General features: G+C 59.2%; 11 protein-coding genes and 5 pseudogenes. 9 read left to right on the top strand and 7 right to left on the bottom strand.

Annotation, left to right across the window (positions count from 1 at the left end; genetic code table 11):
- Positions 1–21 precede the first annotated feature (21 nt).
- Both ACWAT4_RS40860 and ACWAT4_RS40855 read right to left on the bottom strand, forming a co-directional pair.
- On the bottom strand, positions 22–1,215 hold the full coding sequence (locus tag ACWAT4_RS40860; RefSeq protein WP_128929599.1) for a Fic family protein: 1,194 nt from the start codon (positions 1,213–1,215) through the stop codon (positions 22–24).
- Between the two features lie 405 nt (positions 1,216–1,620).
- The gene (locus ACWAT4_RS40855; RefSeq protein ID WP_128929600.1) at positions 1,621–2,445 is read right to left on the bottom strand and encodes a hypothetical protein; all 825 of its coding nucleotides are present in this window, start codon (positions 2,443–2,445) and stop codon (positions 1,621–1,623) included.
- 56 nt (positions 2,446–2,501) lie between these two features.
- Here ACWAT4_RS40855 and ACWAT4_RS40850 point away from each other — a divergent pair, with 56 nt between their 5' ends.
- Positions 2,502–2,921 carry a GFA family protein gene (locus ACWAT4_RS40850; RefSeq protein WP_128929601.1) on the top strand — a complete coding sequence of 140 codons (420 nt, stop codon included), beginning with the start codon at positions 2,502–2,504 and terminating at the stop codon, positions 2,919–2,921.
- A gap of 52 nt (positions 2,922–2,973) precedes the next feature.
- On the opposite strand, the pseudogene ACWAT4_RS40845 reads toward ACWAT4_RS40850, so the two are convergent.
- A pseudogene (locus tag ACWAT4_RS40845) lies at positions 2,974–3,696 on the bottom strand (CBASS cGAMP synthase); the annotation flags it as partial.
- A 313-nt stretch (positions 3,697–4,009) separates the two neighbouring features.
- Here ACWAT4_RS40845 and ACWAT4_RS40840 point away from each other — a divergent pair.
- The 5 genes from ACWAT4_RS40840 (at position 4,010) to ACWAT4_RS40820 (ending at position 7,506) form a co-directional block, all read left to right on the top strand.
- A complete protein-coding gene (locus ACWAT4_RS40840) occupies positions 4,010–4,201 on the top strand; it encodes a hypothetical protein (protein ID WP_128929603.1) in 192 nt (63 codons plus the stop codon).
- 240 nt (positions 4,202–4,441) lie between these two features.
- Positions 4,442–4,699 carry a hypothetical protein gene (locus ACWAT4_RS40835; protein WP_128929604.1) on the top strand — a complete coding sequence of 86 codons (258 nt, stop codon included), beginning with the start codon at positions 4,442–4,444 and terminating at the stop codon, positions 4,697–4,699.
- 111 nt (positions 4,700–4,810) lie between these two features.
- Positions 4,811–5,611 carry an SAM-dependent methyltransferase gene (locus tag ACWAT4_RS40830; protein WP_194408521.1) on the top strand — a complete coding sequence of 267 codons (801 nt, stop codon included), beginning with the start codon at positions 4,811–4,813 and terminating at the stop codon, positions 5,609–5,611.
- A gap of 15 nt (positions 5,612–5,626) precedes the next feature.
- Complete coding sequence (locus ACWAT4_RS40825; protein ID WP_128929606.1) at positions 5,627–5,848, top strand: hypothetical protein; 222 nt, start codon at positions 5,627–5,629, stop codon at positions 5,846–5,848.
- A complete protein-coding gene (locus ACWAT4_RS40820; RefSeq protein ID WP_128929607.1) occupies positions 5,845–7,506 on the top strand; it encodes a hypothetical protein in 1,662 nt (553 codons plus the stop codon). The genes ACWAT4_RS40825 and ACWAT4_RS40820 overlap by 4 nt, the downstream gene beginning before the upstream one ends.
- A 280-nt stretch (positions 7,507–7,786) precedes the next feature.
- Here ACWAT4_RS40820 and ACWAT4_RS40815 read toward each other — a convergent pair.
- From ACWAT4_RS40815 to istA, 3 pseudogenes are all read right to left on the bottom strand, one after another.
- A pseudogene (locus ACWAT4_RS40815) lies at positions 7,787–8,186 on the bottom strand (3'-5' exonuclease); the annotation flags it as partial.
- Between the two features lie 211 nt (positions 8,187–8,397).
- Positions 8,398–9,120: pseudogene (istB, locus tag ACWAT4_RS40810) on the bottom strand (IS21-like element helper ATPase IstB); the annotation flags it as partial.
- An 8-nt stretch (positions 9,121–9,128) separates the two neighbouring features.
- Positions 9,129–10,619: pseudogene (istA, locus tag ACWAT4_RS40805) on the bottom strand (IS21 family transposase); the annotation flags it as partial.
- 115 nt (positions 10,620–10,734) lie between these two features.
- On the opposite strand from istA, the pseudogene ACWAT4_RS40800 reads away from it, so the two are divergent.
- The 3 genes and pseudogenes from ACWAT4_RS40800 to ACWAT4_RS40790 form a co-directional block, all read left to right on the top strand.
- Positions 10,735–11,121: pseudogene (locus tag ACWAT4_RS40800) on the top strand (IS66 family transposase); the annotation flags it as partial.
- Positions 11,118–11,720, top strand: coding sequence for a plasmid pRiA4b ORF-3 family protein (locus ACWAT4_RS40795; protein WP_128929609.1), 603 nt, complete (start codon positions 11,118–11,120; stop codon positions 11,718–11,720). The pseudogene ACWAT4_RS40800 and the gene ACWAT4_RS40795, both read left to right, overlap by 4 nt.
- Positions 11,684–12,031, top strand: coding sequence for an ATP-binding cassette domain-containing protein (locus ACWAT4_RS40790; protein ID WP_371746379.1), 348 nt, complete (start codon positions 11,684–11,686; stop codon positions 12,029–12,031). Before ACWAT4_RS40795 ends, ACWAT4_RS40790 begins: the two co-directional genes overlap by 37 nt.
- Before the next feature lie 81 nt (positions 12,032–12,112).
- On the opposite strand, the gene ACWAT4_RS40785 is transcribed toward ACWAT4_RS40790, so the two are convergent.
- On the bottom strand, positions 12,113–12,769 hold the full coding sequence (locus ACWAT4_RS40785) for a GntR family transcriptional regulator (protein WP_128929610.1): 657 nt from the start codon (positions 12,767–12,769) through the stop codon (positions 12,113–12,115).
- Positions 12,770–12,783: the final 14 nt, after the last annotated feature.

Genomic DNA, 12,783 nt, shown 5'->3' with positions numbered 1-12,783 from the left:
TCCTACCACTCACTCCCGCAATCACGTTTCCGGGAACAATCGCGGAAACAGCACATCCAAGGCCTCAACCGGAAAGCGGAGCGATACCGCGCCCTTGGGCGTGTCTGATCCGAGCACGCCGTCGGCAAGCACGTCAGCAAGCACGCGACGCGCGGTGCGCTCAGGCAAACCCGTTATCCGGGCGACGTCACCACGCTCGAACTGCCCGCGAACCAGCGCCTCTTCGAGGAGGCGCTTTGCTTCTGGCTTGAGCGTGTCGCTGCGTTCGACATAGGTGTTTAAGCGCGAGCCTAGGTTATCAAGCTCAAACAGCCCGTCCATGAACTTCACCTGATCAAGACAGACCTGGAGAAACCATAGAACAAACTCGTTGAGCGCCTTCAGCGAAAGATTGCCCCGTCCGTCGAGGTCTCCCTGTCGTGACGAGTCCGCCATATCCATCATGCGCTTGTACTCGCTCGGCGATTTGAGGCCTCGGGCGAGGCCGCGCGAAATCGACCATAACCCGTGTGAACCGATGCCGGCCAGCTGGGCCATAGCGTGGCTCATCAAGCGGCTAACGCGGCCGTTTCCGTCAGGAAACGGATGGATGTAGTTGAAGCGGTGATGCGCCGCAGGGATCGCCATGATTCGGCCGGCTGTTTTCAGCGGCCTGAAGGCGTAGCGTTGCTCGAAATAGCGCATAAAGTCGTCAACACGCTCGCTAGATGGCGGAACGTGACGGCCTATCGCAACATCATGCTCAGGCTTCGACCGCCATTCGCCGGGCACCATCATAAAGGTCGTGTCGTTGCCGCGGATTTGGAGCATATCGCCCGGCGCCCCTCGATAGAATTCACGATGCAACCACTTGATAAACTCCACTGAGGCCGGCTCACCGAGCTCGCTGTCGGCGGTAAGGCGATCGATCTCCGTCTGCACGCGTACATGTGCCGCGGCCTCCAGCTGAAGGTTGCGACGGCCCTCGTCTTGGTCAAGCTCCCCCTCGAGCGCGCGAGCAATGTCCTTTGGCCGCGTGTTATGGCCCTCGATGAGGTTGCTGTAGTAGGTGTTCATCAGCCGCACCAAGTTGGCAAGGTTCGCAGCTGTGCGCTGATGAAGCCCGACACCGAGCCTGGCCGAGGCTGCCGACAGGTCGGCAACCACATCCGCGATGGCCTCGGACGTTTCCTCAAGCCGCGCCGGCTCAATGCGCTGGGGTGTTTCTATCGCCATTGGCCGATCTTATCGCAAATTAACTAGCTGATTTTACGCATGAATTTCCAAATTACAACCGAATTTGGCCCATTTATTGGCCGATCTCCGATTGCGCTTTCGTGACCGCTGGAACTTTCATTCAAGGCATTGACTTTAAAGCATATTTTAGACCTTTAACGTTTCGATTGGCCGGTATTTTGGCCGGTCCTGCGATCTCTACATGAAAGGTTCTTCATAGGCAGTCCTCTCACCCAACGGCCCTCCTCGCTGGCCGGTACATACATATGCCTCGCCGCCCACTACGAAAAATACCAGTCCCGACGTACTGGGATGTTTATAATCTTCGCGCGACATATTCGGCAAACTCGCGCGCCGTGACGTGCGGATAGCGGCCATGACGGCGAGTGCTGCGCTGCGGCGTTCCTACCCGAGTTCGTGCATCGGCCACGGTCTTGGGCAAACGCCTGCGTGGCGCTGACCGATGACGGTAAGGAGGCCAAGTAAAGCGCTGCCGCAGACATCACGTTCGCCGATTTGAAGCGAGCCGGCGTCCGCTGGGGCCGCACTTGGGTCGATGCCCGCGTTACTGTCGTTCGAACCACTGTTGCTCCCCCGAGCGGTTACTCGCGCCCAGAAGAACACGTCGTCGAGGTAGTTCAACGGCAATATCTCGGAGAGTGTCACCCGGTCTCCGGGCTTCAATTGGACGCGCGCGGGCGAGTAGTAGGCGGATCCAGACTCGACGACCGGACAATCGGATCGGAGGTTGACTGCGATATCCGGGGAAAGCCTCGTGCCCATCAAGAATCCACGCTTATCTGCGTCGAGGAGTATCTGCAGAGTACTCAATCCGAAAGGCATGTCGGGCGTATTTTTGGCGAGCCGAGCCGAACGTTTTCCGAGAAAGACGCACCCTGAAACCGCGATTTCGATAGCATCTACGGCCGTGCTCGTCGGCCTGGTTCCGCCGAGCTCGGCCATGCTCGGAATGGCTTTTCGCGCGATCGGTGACGCGGTCGGACCGCTGAGGATCGATGCGAAGCGCGTCACCGGAATTGCGATGCCTTGCGTCGCGCTGCCCGGCTGGTTGGTCGCTTCGATCATAAGTCCGATCACCCGGCCATCCGAATCCAGCACCGGCGAACCGCTGTCCGATCGGACGTAGTCGCCGGACAAAGTTATCTTGTCGGCGGTCTCATCGAGAACGCGCGCGGCCTGGGCCGTCGCTTTCGCACTCTCCTCGCGCAACTAATCTGCTAGCCTAGTGCTTTGCAGTGAGTCTCGGACGACGATGGGGAATTACTATGGTCTACGCAAGGTGCAACTGTGGTGCAGTCATGCTCTCGCTCCCGGAAGAACCGTCCAAGATAGTCGTTGCTTGTCACTGCATCGACTGTCAACGTCGAACAGGTGCGCCGTTCGGCGTGGGAGCATATTACCCCGCGGAGGTTGTTACCGTCTCAGGAACTTCAAAAGAGTTCGCACATGCCGCTGCAAGCGGCGGGGAAATGCATAACTATTTTTGTCCGCAGTGCGGATCAACGGTCTATTGGAAAGTCACCAGCTTGCCTTCGATGATCGGTGTTGCAGTCGGCGCGATGGCAAATCCAAAGTACCCAGCTCCCGGCATATCGGTTTTTGAGAAATCGAAACACGACTGGGTTCAAATTGAGGGTGCCGTAAAGCACTTTCGGGAAAACTACCACCCGGAAAATTCAGGCTGAAATCTCGCCCCGCGCCGACGAGGTGATTGACGCGTCGAACTTGCGGTCCGAGGTCGGCCACCGCCTGCTTAAACCAATCTTCGAGCAGACGAGGGTCGGATTCGATCCACTTGCCTTCCCGAAGAGCGAGCCGGAGTTCGTCCTGATTGAGGCGCTCGTATATCTCGTCATCGAGCGTCTCTGCATCAAGAAACAGCGCGCTGTCAGCCCGCTTGGTCAATGCGGCGTCCTCGGCCAGCCGAACGAACTCCTGATCCGGGATCGCGTACAGCGGAAGGTCGATGTAAGCTTTGCTGTCGAGGACGACGCGGACGCATTTTTTGGCTCGTCTATCCAACGTCCATTTTCGTTTTTCGCAGAGCGGCGCAAGGACCGTCTCGACCAACCGGTAGTAACCTGCGGCCGCGATCACGGGGTTTCCCGTCTTGGCGAGAAACGAGACCGGAAGGTAAACGCCATCGTCGTAATCAATCTGCTGCGGCGGATGTGCCGGATCATTGAGCGTGCGATACGCGGGCGAGGCACTACCCTGCATACGGAACTTCAGACGCAATCGAGGTTCGGTCGCGCCCTTCCGAACGGCAGTCGTTTCCATAACCAAACTACGATCCGCGAAGCGTTGCCAATCCGAAAATCCAGCCTTAAGCGTCTCTCGGATCTCGTCACGTGCCTTGCGGAGCTTTCCCTCGCGCGGCTCCGGTACCGTGAGCCGGGCGAGATAGTCGTTCTCGGTCGCCGCGTCAGTGAATGCGCGATGCAAGTTGAGTAGAGCCATTATCACCCCCAAATCGAGCGGAATATCAACAAAATGTGGTGGGCTGCTGCCCAGACACGAGAGGTGACGTGAACAAATAGGGTCCCGCCGGAACGCGCCTTCTTTCCCAGTTAAAAATGCGAGAGGATTCGGTCTTCCGGTGGGCAAGCCGTGGTTTGTAACAAAACTTCAAAAAAATATAAGTGATTTCAATACGATCTGGCAGAGAGAGTGGGACTCACCCCCTTTCGGGGTCGCGGACCCCTTGTTTACAAGCCTAACCTTCATTTTCAGGGGTTCTTGTACGGCCGGTCCCACACCGAGGTGCTCCACCATGTCGAATTTCAAGATGCCCAAGCCGATCAAGCGACCGACCTCCGAGAACTACTGGATCCGCAAGAAGGTGCCCCTGGTCGGCAAGACCGAGCTCTGGGCCACTCTGGGGACCAAGGACGAACGCCAGGGCCAACATCAAGATCGGCGCCGTCAACGTGGCCATCGAGGCTCAATGGGCCCGCCTGCGTGACGGGGCTGCCCGGGCGGCGAACTCGACCGAGGTAAGTGGCGACCCGCGCCAAGCTCAAGAAGCCTCTGTTCTACGATCCGGAACGTCGTCGCGGCGGAACGGTCAGGGCATCCTCAATTCCACAAGCTCGCGGAGCGGATCGGCGAATGGGTTCACGGTCCCGGAATCAACATACCCTACGACGTGAAGCCCAACCACGGCTGGCGCCATCTGTTCAAGAGCGTGGCGAGGCACGTCAAGATGGACCGCGAGGTCGAAGGCTTCATCACCGGCCACCGTCCCAAGGACTCGAACGCGGGCAACGACTACGGAGACTGCTGGATCGAGACGATAGCGGCCGAGATCGAGAAGTACCCGCGCTACGACATCGCCGCTCTTGATCATCCCCCGGTGCCGCACAAGCGCCGCGGGCGGACCAACTTCGACGTCGCGATCGCGAAGGTGGCGAAGGAAGGGCGCAAGGCAGCACGCGCGAGCCGGAACTCTGGTGCTGGCTAGGCGACAGAGGAGAGCGGGTGGATGGGGCAAGCGGAATTCGCTTCCCAATTTCCGGATTTCTCCGGGCAGGAGTAGCGGATAGTGAAGGAACTGGGGTAAAAACGACCTGTGATGTCGCAAAGCTGTCCACCTTCGCCGGAGTACCCGCCGATCAAGACCGCCGATCTCTACCTCATCGGATGCGGAATCCTGCCTGCGCGAGACGTCACTTTGGAAGCGCTCTCGATCCTGCGTCAGGTGGTCTCATATACGACGCTGCCAAGCCCCAATCTCCGGTCGTTTCTCGAAAGCAACGGGCTTGATTTCGTCAACATCGAGCACCTCTACGAAAAAGGGAAAGAGCGAGCGAAGATTTACGCAGATGTCGCCGCCCATATTTTCGAAAAGGCGACCAGGGAGCGTCCGGTCGCGTATTTGACCTACGGGCATCCGATGTATCTCGACGAGCCCGTTCGTTTGATGATAGCCGGCGCACCGGCAAGAGGTCTGCGGACGCACGTCGTACCAGGTGTCTCATTCGTCGATTCCATCATCGCACGATTGCCGCTTGTGGTCGGCCCGGCCGGCTTCCAGGTCATCTCGGCCGATCCCTTGGTCGAAGGCACAGCCTCGATCAATCCGTGGCGATCGACCCTCGTCGCGCAAATCGGCAGCTTTCGGATCCCCACCGCAGACGGCGAGCAGGCATTGGCTCCCGCATTGCTGGCACCATTGATGGAGCGGCTGCTCGAGCAGTATCCCGCCGACCACCGCATAACTTTTTGCGACCTCGATGAGAGCGGCGCGGAGCCGCTGTTTCTGACCGTTCCGCTTTGCGCTTGGAGCCTGGCGGCGGATGGGGTAAATTACGCGACGACAATCTACATTCCGCCGATCGACCCCGCCAATGGCGGTCGCGAGAACGGCTTTTGAAACGGGACGTTTGCCATGACTACCGGCCCACTTGAGCGCGTGCTCGCCAGAGCGAAGGAGTTGCTGCTGACGGCGCCCGACGATTGCGCCCGTGAAATCAGAGCAATGCCGGAATTCACACAGCTGTCATCAGCCGAGCGGTCGGCTGTCGCGCAGTTGCCCGTGCGCGAGATCGCCGGTTTCCTGGCGACCGCCGATATCAGGCGTGTGGCGTCACGGAAGGCTGCGCAGGCTTGACGCAGACAGGTGAGCCCGAACAGGACTCACCCCCGCCGTACCGCGAAGTCTACGCGGCGGCGATTATGCCGTTCTTGTACCAACCCAATATTCATGAGTTTGGGGGATGCGGGAGCACGAAGCACTTCACGCGAGTAAAGTCTGAAAAAAAGACGGCCAAGGCAGCGACGTCCCCCCAGCAGACGCCCGAAGCGGCGACACCAAGCTGGGTCAAGGCATTCGGCAAAGCTAGAGACAACATCTACAAGGCGCAACCGGCTTGGCGCGAGGTCACTCAGTTCAGCATCGAGGTGCCGATCGAAAAATTCGACCTCTATAAACAAGAGCTTGAAGAGAAGCCTGATAGAGAGGAGGCTAAAAAGCCGCGGAAATTTCCGATTGAGAATCCTCGCTTCAGGGCGATCGTTTCACTCTTCCCTGGGACGGGCGTCGGCACGATCGCCTTCTGGCTGAAAATCGGGTCAATCCATGCGTGCGATGCTTTGCAAGCGGTTGACCTCTTCAAGCTGACCGACCCCGCTGCGGCTTTCGGCTGTCTGAAGGTGGCTCACAGGTCGACCCCCTTTGAGCAGGTCTCGGACCTTGCAAAATTTTACCTGCAGATGTTCCGGGAAGAATCTCCGGCCTTATTCACCGAGCCCCCCGAGCGTCCTGCGGTTCATCCCGAGCTGCGACGATGGAACGAGACCTATAGGCAAGTCTTGGAACGTGCCCGAGCCTACTGGGCCAGATTTCAAGAGAAGTATCCGGATCTTTCGCGCGACTTCAAGGAACCAAGTCAAGAGGGTGATGAACAAGACCCGTCTTTCTCCTATCCTTTCTTGTACGTTTCCTCCGTCGCGGACACGAGAAATGCGGCCGACCTCAAAGAGGGGAAAACAGGGCAGGAGATCGTTTCGATCAACAACCGCTACCGCCTCTTGGACCAAACCATTGCGGCCTCCGAGGTCGAACAGGCGTTCGAGGCCAATCTACTACAATACGACTATGGGGTGATCCTGGTCTCGCGTGCGAGCACGGTCGAAATCCATGCGGAGATGCCGTTCTCAAGGCCGAAGGCCGGGCAGACGGTGCAAGACTCGATTCTCGACGACCTCTTCCAGTTGATGCTCCTCGCCGAGGTCCCGGTCATGCAGTTGTTTTCGCTGCAGCACGTGAATTTACGACTAGGGAGCGATCTCGAGAACGTTCGGACCGAGTTGCATCCTAGGACTTGGCGTAACCCGCTCGCTGTAGCCTTAATTTCGCTGGTGGCTCTCTTTGTTGCAGTAGTCATCATTTACGCATCTGTGCGGGCATCGTGGCCGCTAACACTTTTGAGATGGCCAGCGAGGCTTTTGGAAGTTTGCGCTTCCATCCTCTTCTGGCTGTCGATCTCGGTGGTCGCTTTCAGCTTAGCAGAACCGCTTTGGCAGAATTTGCTGCAAAAGCGGAAGTTCATGAACTTGATCAGCCGCTTCGGCACTGTGTGGGTAGCCGGTGAAGTGATCTACGGTCGATTCAACGATGCCTACCAAAGCGCGTTTCCGATCGCCCAACTGACGAAGAGTTACGAACAGAAGCAGGCGACACTCGATTCGCTGCTTGAGTCCGGGTTCCGTCTATTCGTTACGGTCGTAGGCCTGCTGGTCGGGCTGTTCACTGCGCTTGTTCGATGAGCACAAAGGCGCCGGTCTCGTCTCAGCGAATCCTCCTCGCCGACGATGGCACAGAAAGCATCTTCTCGGCGCCGGAACGACCAAGCTCGCTTACAAAGCCGCACGCCTGATCGCCTGGGCAGACGACACTGGAGGCTCTTGCGGAGCAAGGGGTCGACCGCGCGCTCGACCTCGGTCCGGGACACGCGCTGGCCCAGATGATGCAGAGCACATTCCCCTCGATCCGATGTTATGCTTCCGACGGATTCCACAGCATCAATGGTCTGCGCGACTGGATCGCCTTCAGGAAAGCGATCTCGTCCTCGGACGCTGTCTCGCAGACGTCGATGTACCCAGGATTTGGACCGACCGTCGCTGCCGTCGCTCCCGCGATAGCCGCGCCTCTTGAGTAAATCCTTGAGATCGAACGGGGATTGCTCCGCCCACACCCGCAGCGTCGGCTTGCGGGCGGTCCCGAGCAGGAGCGCGAGAGCAGGCTCTCCTGTTGTCGGCAGGTCGATCGAGAGGATTTCCAATAAAGCGTGGCAATCGTCGACCGCGCGATGCGCATGGTGGAAGAGGCCGGCACCGTTCAACAGGTAGCCGAGACGCGACCCCTCGAAGCCATGCTTCCGCCAGTCGACCTCGGTAGCCGAGCATCCCCAAGCCTTCGTCTCGAAGACCGGCCAACAGCGCGCCGCCATCTCTGCTGCGAATTGCGCCAGCCACGGCAGATCATACCGCGGTTTCATGAAGAGCGGCGATTTGCCTGTCAATCGGCCTGCAAATTTGACCCCTCATCGGCGTCCAATTTTGACCCCTTCGTGCGGCGGGCTTTGCTGGTAGCGCTCGTCTCGTCGGAGCTGGCCGGGATAGCGGAGGCGAGACGAGCGCGGTGGCGTGATCGTCGTCTCGGCTCTTGAACCGCCAGCTATCGTTGCCGGTTTCGACAATGTCGCAGTGATGGGTCAATCGGTCGAGCAGCGCGGTGGTCATTTTGGCGTCGCCGAACACGCTCGGCCATTCGCCGAAGGCGAGATTGGTGGTCACGATGACGGAGGCGCGCTCATGGAGCCGGCTGACGAGGTGGAAGAGAAGCTGGCCACCGGACTGGGCGAAGGGCAAATAGCCGAGTTCATCCAGCACGATGAAGTCCATCCGGGTCAGATGCTCGGCGAGCCGTCCTTGCCGTCCGTTGCGGGTCTCGGTCTCGAGGCGATTGACGAGGTCGACGACGTTGAAGAAGCGGCCACGGGCACCGGATCGGATGCAGCTTCTGGCGATGGCAATGGCCAGGTGGGTCTTGCCTGTGCCGGTGCCGCCAACCAGCAAGACGTTGCGTTGTTGGGCGATGAAGCCGCCGCCAGCGAGATCATTGACGAGAGTCTGATTGATCGGCGTGCCGTCGAACTGGAAGTCGGCGATGTCCTTGGCCAACGGCAGCTTGGCAATGGTGAGCTGGTATTTGATCGACCTGGCTTGCTTCTCGTTGATCTCGGCGTTGAGCAGGTCGCCGACAATGCGCTGAGGTTCGTGCTGGCGCTTGACGGCAGTTGCCATGATCTCGTCGAAGGCAGCCTTCATGCCGTAGAGCTTGAGTTCGCCCATGAGGTCGAAGATTTGGGTTCGTTCCATCAGATGGTCCTCCGGAGGTTGTCGTAGCGGGCACAATCGGCGATCGGCGCATGACGGAGCGTCAGTGCGGCCGGCGTCATGATGTTGGCCGGTGGGGCGGGTTCACGTTGACGGGCCAAGATATTGAGCACGACATCGGCGGAATGGACGCTGTGACTGAGCGCTTCGGCACAGGCCGCTTCCACCGCGGGCAGACCGTCAGTCAGCACCGCGTTGAGGATGTCGATCATTTGCCGATTGCCATCGTCCGTGCTGGCAAGTTTGCGCCGGATCCGCTCGATCGCGGCCGGCAGCACCCAGTCTTTGAAGGGAGCACCGTTGCGCAAGGCGCCGGGTTTGCGGGCGAGCACCGGCACGTAATGCCAGGGGTCGTAGACGGTATCGCCGCGGCCAAAGGATCGCGGGTGCTCGGCAACGATGCGTCCATCCTGACGGATCACGATGCGATCGGCATAGGCTTGAACCTCGACCGGCCGTCCGACTGCGCTGGCTGCGACCGAGTACTTGTTGTTGTCGAAGCGCACCAGGCAGGTCTTCGAGACCGATGCCGTCACCGCATGGAAGCCGTCGAAGCGGCCAGCATAGGGAACGAGTTTGGGGCGTTCGGCTTCGAACACTTCCCAGATCGTCTGATCGACCAGCTCCGGATGGCGATGAGCCTTGGCGTAGGCGATGCATTTGTCGAGCAGCCAGGCGTTTAACTCGTCGAGGTTTTTGAACCGCAGCCGCGGCGTGAAGAAGCGTTCCCTGACCAGCCCGACCTGGTTCTCGACCTGCCCCTTCTCCCAGCCCGACGCTGGCGTGCAGGCGACCGGATCGACCAGATAGTGGCTGCACATCTGCAGGAAGCGGCGATTATAGAGACGCCCTTTACCGACGAAGATCGTCTCTACGGCGGTCTTCATGTTGTCATAGATGCCGCGGGTGCAGGTGCCTTTGAACAGCGCGAACGAACGGTCGTGGGCGTCGAACACCATCTCCTGCGTCTCCCGCGGATAGGCCCGCACGAACAGCATGCGGCTGTGACAGAGCCGAACATGGGCGGCCTTCACCATCACCGTGGTGCCGCTCAGCAAGACCACCTCGTGGCTCCAGTCGAACTGGTAAGCTTCGCCTGGGGCAAAACTCAGCGGGACATAAGCGGCTGCGGTCGATTGCCCGCGTTCCTTGCTCCAGCGCCTGGCGTAACGCCGCACCGCATCGTAACCGCCGTCGTAGCCGCGGCGGCGCAGCTCTTCGAAGATCCGGATCAACGTCAGCTGTTCACGAGCCGGTTTGGCCGCGTTCGCCGCCAGCAATCCGTCAAGCTCTACTGCCCATCGGCCCAGCTTTGGCCGCGGCTGCACCTGCCGCTCGTACTCGAAGGAGGTCTCTCCCGACCTCAGCACCTTCCGGACCGTGTTCCGCGACACCTTCAGGTCACGGGCGATCTCCTTGATCGTCTTGCCCTTGATGAAGTGCTCGCGCCGGATCCGGGCAATCGTCTCCACGATCAGCATCCCCCACCACCTGCTTCGTTCCAAAGCAGGCAGCGCAACAGACCAATCTGTAGGGGGTCAATTTTGGACGCCGATCCCCCGGCTTAGGGGGTCAATATTGCAGGCCGAATGACAGTTTGAGGCCAAGCTTGATCACCTTGCACCGAAGAGCGACACGGCGAAGGCTTTGCGTTACGCGCTGCGTCATTGGAACGGCCTGGCGCTCTACCTTGATGACGGGCGCATCGAATTGGACACGAATGCTGTCGAGCGTGCGATGCGGCCGATCAAGCTCAACGCCAAGAACTCCCTTTTTGCCGGTTGCGACGAAGGTGCCGAGAATTGGGCATTGCTGGCTTCGCTCATTGAGACCTGTAAGCTCAATGGCGTCAGTGCCGAGCACTGGCTCGCTGACGTTCTCGCCAAGCTCGTCAATGGTTGGCCTGCGGCGCGGTTGGACGAACTGCTTCCCTGGGCGTCGACCTATACGATGCATACACTTGATCCGAGGCTGGCGGCATGAACCTGAACACGACCGCGGTCCGGATCAAGGTGACCCTCAAGGATGTGAAGCCGGCGGTGATGCGTCGCCTCGTCGTACCCGTCACCTTGCGCCTTGATCGGTTGCATCTGACGCTTCAGGAGGCATTCGGCTGGACGAACGGTCACCTCTTCGAGTTCTTCGCTGGCGATGTTCATTGGGGAATTCCTGATCCCCACAACGATTACGGCCACCAGCCCATGGATGCGAGCAAAGCGCGCCTCTGCGACATCGTTCGCGAGACCGGCGCCAAGACGATCCACTATCTCTATGACTTCGGCGACAGCTGGGACCATGTGATCAAGCTCGAAAAATGGTTCGAGAACACCACGACGGAGGGACTTCCCTTCTTGCTCGAGGCCGCCGGTCGTTGTCCTCCGGAAGACGTAGGCGGTGCGCCGGGTTATGCCGAATACCTCGAAGCCATCAGAGACCCCGCCCATCCGGACCACGAACATATGCGCCTCTGGGGCCCGGGGCGGTTCGATCCCAACGTCGTCGACCGGAAGGCGCTCGAAGCCGCCGTCAACGCGTTGTCCGACATATGGAAACCGCGGCGGCGCGCTACGCGAACAAAATAGGCGTCAAGCGCCATTCAAAAGGGCCGCAGAGCTACACTTACCATGAATCCGAAGGTAATGCTGTTCGACGAGGTCCTGCCGCGCTCGATCCGGAAACAAAGAAGGAGGATCTGGTCACCATTCGCGATCTCGCCGCAGAAGGCATGACCTGCATTCTCGACACCTACGAGATGGGCTTCGCTCGCGAAGTGGCGGATCATGGCTACTGCACCGATGGCGGCGTCATCGTCAAGCACGGTGCACCAAGTTCGATCTTGGGTACGCCACGCGAAGAACGGACCCGGGTATTTCTCGATAAAGTACTGGGTTGATCTAACCGCCGCAGTATGAAGATTCAGGAAACGCCGGTGGCGTGAAGGAAAGTACGCTTTCCGCGCCAGCAATAGGAGCGCTCACCGACTCCTACGGCGCTGCACCATGAGCGCCTTCTTGGTGTTAGAGATATGTGCTTCGAGAAGATCGACGGCCTTTTCAACGTTCCCGGCGCGGCAAGCTTTTAAGATATCCACATGCTCTTCTTGCGGCGTTTTCTTGCCTGACGCCATAGAGACTTGTGCCCGGACGAACAAGCTCACCTGCCCGTAGTTGCCTTCGATAAGAGACAGCAATCTAGGTAGATTACAGGGGATATAGAGGGTTTCGTGAAACTTCCAGTTCATCTCCGCCCATTGAGCGGGGTCGCTTTTCTTGTCGTATTCCACGAGAATACGTTTGGCCTCATCAAAATCACTCTGAATCATATTAGGAATGGCTAGACGCAACGCGCGGCACTCCAGCGCAATGCGAATTTCCATCAATTCGATCACCTCGGCCGAAGTGAATGAGACTACCTTGGCGCCCCGATTGTTTAGGAGCGTGACCAGACCCTCCGCCTCGAGGTGTCGCAAGGCCTCCCTTACCGGAATGCGGCTCGTTCCGAATTTGTCCGCCAATTCCTCTTGGCGAAGCTGCTCGCCGGGGGCGAATGTCCCAGCAAGAATGTCAGCCCGGAGAAGCTTTCTCACCGTCTCAGTCGCCGAAGGCCTTTGTTGATTGTCCAGTTCTGTCACAAACTTCGCCTCAA

The sequence above is a fragment of the Bradyrhizobium sp. T-1 genome (assembly GCF_053592855.1).
This window is presented reverse-complemented; position numbering and strand designations above follow the sequence as displayed.

Coding starts and splice junctions, on each gene's coding strand:
- ACWAT4_RS40825 (WP_128929606.1), top strand. CDS start 5,627: ATGACTACCGGCCCACTTGAGCGCGTGCTCGCCAGAGCGAAGGAGTTG.
- ACWAT4_RS40830 (WP_194408521.1), top strand. CDS start 4,811: ATGTCGCAAAGCTGTCCACCTTCGCCGGAGTACCCGCCGATCAAGACC.
- ACWAT4_RS40840 (WP_128929603.1), top strand. CDS start 4,010: ATGTCGAATTTCAAGATGCCCAAGCCGATCAAGCGACCGACCTCCGAG.
- ACWAT4_RS40835 (WP_128929604.1), top strand. CDS start 4,442: ATGGACCGCGAGGTCGAAGGCTTCATCACCGGCCACCGTCCCAAGGAC.
- ACWAT4_RS40850 (WP_128929601.1), top strand. CDS start 2,502: ATGGTCTACGCAAGGTGCAACTGTGGTGCAGTCATGCTCTCGCTCCCG.
- ACWAT4_RS40860 (WP_128929599.1), bottom strand. CDS start 1,215: ATGGCGATAGAAACACCCCAGCGCATTGAGCCGGCGCGGCTTGAGGAA.
- ACWAT4_RS40795 (WP_128929609.1), top strand. CDS start 11,118: ATGAACCTGAACACGACCGCGGTCCGGATCAAGGTGACCCTCAAGGAT.
- ACWAT4_RS40790 (WP_371746379.1), top strand. CDS start 11,684: ATGGAAACCGCGGCGGCGCGCTACGCGAACAAAATAGGCGTCAAGCGC.